This window comes from Streptomyces sp. E2N166 (genome assembly GCF_003671715.1).
GTDB classification, from domain to species: domain Bacteria; phylum Actinomycetota; class Actinomycetes; order Streptomycetales; family Streptomycetaceae; genus Streptomyces; species Streptomyces thinghirensis.
This window is the reverse complement of record NZ_RAIF01000012.1, coordinates 244316-246766: the sequence shown is the minus strand read 5'-3', so window position 1 is coordinate 246766 and position 2451 is coordinate 244316. Positions and strand designations below refer to the sequence as shown.

The following is a 2451-nucleotide window of genomic DNA, read 5'->3' as shown; positions in this document are numbered from 1 at the left end:
GTGGGTCGTGGTCGTGCGTACGGGCGGGCAGCGACGACGCCCCGCCCGGCCCACGCCCGCGCACCTGCGCCCGCCCCGCAGGGCCCGTCACTCAGGTGGCCCTCGCGGAAACGCCCCCGCCTTCGTCCTCCGTGAGGATGCGGGCATGGGTATACGCATGCTCCACCACCGGACGGCACCGGCACGGGCAAGCACAGACGGACCCGCCCGCGTGCCACTCCCACCGGTCCCGGTCGTCGCGCCCGGCGCGAGTACCGGCCGCATCCCCGCCACCCTCGCGACGGCCCTGCGGCGCACCGCGGCGGACCTCCGCCGCAGACTCGTCCACCGGGGCCCGGCCGCCGCGACCCCGCGCGAGACGCCCGCCTGGCGTCTGTGGGCCGACCTGACCCGCGGCTACCTGGCGCTGGCCCTCACCCTGCTGCCGCGGTCACGTCCCGCACAGACCGTCACCGTGTTCGTCGCGAGCGCCGACACCCTCAGCGCGGGATCCGGCGGCTCGGCCCCCTACCGACGCCGGCCGAACTACTGAGGACCGGAGCCGGACGCCACGCCCTGACCCCCACGGCGTACAGCAGCAAGCCCGGGACGAGCCCCGCGCCCGCCCCGAAGCACACCGTCGGGATCAGCTCCCAGGGCTTCGCGGTGGCTCCCCAGTAGTCCCACCACCGGGTCGCCCGCTGCACGGCTCCGACCACCGCACAGCCGCCCAGCACCGCCCCGGCCCACCAGCGGTCCCGTACCGAGAGGACCGGGACGCCGAGCGGCTCGGCCCGGGGTGTCCGGCGCAGCGCGCGCGCCAGGAACACGGCGATCACGACCGCTGCCACCGCGGAACCGCCGTACTGCAGGTACCAGTAGAGCGGCGAGCCCGCCATCTCCCGGCCCAGCACCGGGAAAACCCGCATCCCCCAGCGGTCGAGGTGGGTGAACGCGTCCCACACCACATGCGTCAGCGCCCCCAGCACCGCCGACACGTACCACCGTGCCACGAGGGGCGGCCGTACGCGCGCGCGTGGCGCCCCGCAGCGCAGCAGGGTGGCCGCGCGGCCCTGCCCGGCCCGCGGCAGCAGGGCCACCAGCGGCTCGCGGACCAGCAGCCACACCGCCACCAGCACCCAGGCGATGATCACGTCGACCGTGAAGACGCCCGGGAAGGAGTGCGTGACGTCCCCGAACTCCATCGCCCCGGACAGGAAACTCGCCGCGTAGTAGGTCAAGTCGGGCGAGAAGGAACCCGCCACCAGCACTGCGGGCACCAGCGGCCCGCGACCGGTACCGTCGCTCCGTACCGCGGGCAGCACGGCGACCGCATGACTGAGGGTGAACGGCAAGAGAACTCCTGATATGGCCAACTGGTGAATATCGGGCACGAACGGGTGCCCGTGCAAAGCAAGTTGTCGTAGGGTCGCCTGCGGCACCGTACTGGTCGAACGGACGAACACCGCGCGGGAGAAGTTGCGGTGCAACCGTCGACCCGGACCGATCGTCACAACAGGGCGGGTACCACGGGCGAGCACGACGGCCGAAGACCGGTGAAGACAGACGGAGACGGACGCGCGGGCGTCCACGGGAGGGGTCACTCTATGGCGGCGCATTTCGACAGGAGGCTCCGCAAGGCGGCGGTCACCACCACCGTCGCAGCGGTCGCGGTCGCGGCCCTGTCCGCGTCCCAGGCTCCCGACGTGACGGCCGACGCCCACGGCAGACGGACCACCGCCGACAAGGTGCCGACGTCCGACACGTCCTCCGAGGAGAGCGCCACCGGCAACTCGCCGTACTACACGGATCTGCCGCCGCTCGACAGCCCGAGCCCCGCCCCGACCATCGGGACCCCCGCCTCCCGGGGCCCGTCCGAGGCGGGCATTCCCGCGACGGTCCTCGACGCCTACAAGAAGGCCGAGTCGGCGCTGCGCCAGTCCAAGCCCGGCTGCAACCTGCCGTGGCAACTCCTCGCCGCCATCGGCAAGGTGGAGTCGGGCCAGGCACGCGGTGGTCGCGTCACCGCCGACGGCACCACCCTCAGCCCCATCATCGGCCCGCAGCTCGACGGCAACGGCTTCGCGCTCATCAAGGACACCGACAACGGCGTCCACGACGGCAACAGCAGCTACGACAACGCCGTCGGTCCCATGCAGTTCATCCCCTCCACCTGGGCCTGGGCGGGCCGCGACGGCAACGCCGACGGCAAGGAGGACCCCAACAACATCTACGACGCCGCCCTCTCCGCCGGCCACTACCTGTGCCGCAACGGCTGGGACCTTTCCGTCCAGGCCGACCTCAACCGGGCGATCCTCAGCTACAACAACTCGCAGGACTACCTGCACACGGTCCTGTCCTGGCTGGAGCACTACCGCAAGGGCACCCACGAGATCCCGGACGGCACCGGCACCCTGCCCGTCGGCCGCAGCGACGACGACACCGGCCTGAGCGGGCCCGACCCCACGCCCG

Annotated in this window: 2 protein-coding genes and 1 pseudogene; 2 read left to right on the top strand and 1 reads right to left on the bottom strand. The window is 72.8% G+C overall.

Annotated features, from left to right (window positions below; translation table 11 throughout):
• The first annotated feature begins 211 nt into the window (after positions 1-211).
• On the top strand, positions 212-532 hold the full coding sequence (locus tag EBH09_RS08800; RefSeq protein ID WP_238697242.1) for a hypothetical protein: 321 nt from the start codon (positions 212-214) through the stop codon (positions 530-532).
• On the opposite strand, the gene EBH09_RS08795 is transcribed toward EBH09_RS08800, so the two are convergent.
• Positions 480-1334, bottom strand: a complete 855-nt coding sequence (locus EBH09_RS08795) for a DUF4184 family protein (RefSeq protein WP_121746478.1) — start codon at positions 1332-1334, stop codon at positions 480-482. The genes EBH09_RS08800 and EBH09_RS08795 overlap by 53 nt on opposite strands.
• A gap of 252 nt (positions 1335-1586) precedes the next feature.
• Here EBH09_RS08795 and EBH09_RS38700 point away from each other — a divergent pair.
• Positions 1587-2451, top strand: a pseudogene (locus EBH09_RS38700) (lytic murein transglycosylase); the annotation flags it as partial.